Origin of the sequence: Brevibacterium sp. NPDC049920 (assembly GCF_040656435.1) — a bacterium.
Lineage (GTDB): Bacteria > Actinomycetota > Actinomycetes > Actinomycetales > Brevibacteriaceae > Brevibacterium > Brevibacterium pityocampae.
Genome location: NZ_JBFAMF010000024.1, coordinates 3,758 through 5,745, shown reverse-complemented (window position 1 = coordinate 5,745; position 1,988 = coordinate 3,758). Strand labels below are relative to the sequence as shown.

At 62.9% G+C, this 1,988-nt stretch carries 1 protein-coding gene and 1 pseudogene; one reads left to right on the top strand and one right to left on the bottom strand.

Annotation, left to right across the window (positions count from 1 at the left end; all coding sequences use genetic code 11):
* Positions 1-363: 363 nt before the first annotated feature.
* Positions 364-828: pseudogene (locus AB0I45_RS13780) on the top strand (Ig-like domain-containing protein); the annotation flags it as partial.
* A gap of 848 nt (positions 829-1,676) precedes the next feature.
* Here AB0I45_RS13780 and AB0I45_RS13775 read toward each other — a convergent pair.
* Positions 1,677-1,931 (bottom strand): hypothetical protein, encoded by a 255-nt coding sequence (locus tag AB0I45_RS13775; protein WP_360318919.1) that lies wholly within the window; start codon positions 1,929-1,931, stop codon positions 1,677-1,679.
* Positions 1,932-1,988: the final 57 nt, after the last annotated feature.

The window sequence follows — 1,988 nt, the reverse complement described above, 5'->3', positions numbered from 1 at the left end:
CCCGCTACGACAAACTCGCCATCGTCTACCGCGCAGCAGTCGTACTCAACGCGGCTATTGCGTGGCTACACCATTTATCGGACACGCCCTAGCGGTGTGATCGTTCATGACGCTCCGACCATAGCGCAGGGATCTCCCCGCGCGGGCTTCGATTCTGGGCGCCCTGCTTGCGCTCCACGCCGCTGTCGGGAGAACCGGAACTGAGACGAATCACTCCCTTCCGAGCCACCTCGGACTTTCGGTTACACAAAGTACAGAAATGGCGGATGCGCACAGCTGCGCTACACTGTGGCTCTGGAAATACCTTGTCTAGGCAGTGAATAGCAGGAGCAGTCCGACTGCGCCCGCGCTCATCCCCAGCGGATGCGGGCCTCATTGCACGACAATGTCCGGGGCCCCCGGCAATCGCCACTTCACCGCCGTCCCCTCAGTAGGAGAACCGTCTTGACCACTTCAGTCAGAAGAGCGTGGGGTTTCGCACTCGCGCTGTTCGTCGCCCTGGCGTCGATCGCCATGACGACACCCGCTTCAGCAGCGTCCCCGGACGTCACTTACCCCGATGCAATCACCAACATCACCCTGAAGAAATCAGATGGGTCCGATGGTCCGACCAGGCAGTGGGACAAGCTGCGGATCGATGCTCAGTGGACTGTGCCCAACGACGCACAGGGCGGAGACACCTTCGGCATGACTCTGCCGCCCGAGTTCCAGCGGGAGAGCCCCAGCTTCGATCTCAAGAACCCAGAGGGCGACACCGTCGCGAAATGCACGGTCAGTGAAGAGAGGCCGTCTCAGGTCATCTGCACGCTGACCGATTTCGTCAACGACAAGGAGTCGATCGGCGGAAACCTCTGGCTCGAGGTCCAGGCCACACGGGCCACGCAGGAAACCGCGGTCGAGTTCGAGGTCGGCAACGCGATCGTGCCGGTGACGGTGCCGGGCGGCCAGGGCATCCTGCCGAACAATCCGGCTCCGACGCAGCCGCGAAAGCAGTCCTCCGGCCTCAACGAGCGCGGTCAGATCCAGTGGACCATCCAGATCCCGTCGAGTGTCACGGACAACGGCACCATCACGGTCAACGACTCCCTGCAGCGCGGTACCACGGAGGTGGAGAACCACACGCTCGTCGGAACTGACGAGGGAGGTTTCATCAGGGTGCAGGTTCAGGCGATCGACGAGGCCGGCCAGTACACGGGCGGATGGAAGCCCGTTTCTGCGGACGATCTTGTCATCGACTTTCCGGCAGCGAACGGCGAGCGTGAGTTCTCGGTCGATATCAAGAACGTGCCTTCCGATCGGAAGGTCGTCTACATGATTCAGTACTTGACCGTAGCCGACGGTGAGGTGTTCGTCGGGGACAAGTTCGGCAATGACTACACCGTGCAGGGCACCCAGAGGGATTACGTCTACGAGTACAGGCAGTCCGGCGGCGGCGACGGAGACGGTTCGGCCTTCACCCGCTTCTCGATCGCGAAGTCGGTGACCGGTGTTGATCCGTCGGAGATTCCCGAGGGCACCGAATTCACCGTCGAGTACACGGTCGGCGAGGAAACGCGGACAATGGAGGTTCTCCTCGGCGAGGGGAACCGCGCTCAGTCAGTCCGGTTCCCACTCGGTTCGACGTTTGTCATCTCCGAGATCGCTCTGCCTGCGGTCGACGGTCTCGAATGGGACGGTTACACGATCACCGGTGACGGTGTCACCGACAATGGAGACGGCACCTTCTCCGTGACGCCCGAGTCGAACGCTGCGGTTGCGCTGACCCTGGAGAACTCCGCCAAGACGATCGTCCCGACTCCGGAGCCGACCACGGAGCCCACCACGGAACCCACCACGGAACCGACCACGGAACCGACCACGGAGCCCACCACGGAGCCCACCACGGAACCGACCACGGAGCCCACCACGGAACCGACCACGGAGCCCACCACGGAACCGACCACGGAGCCCACCACGGAACCGACCACGGAGCCCACCACGGAACCGCG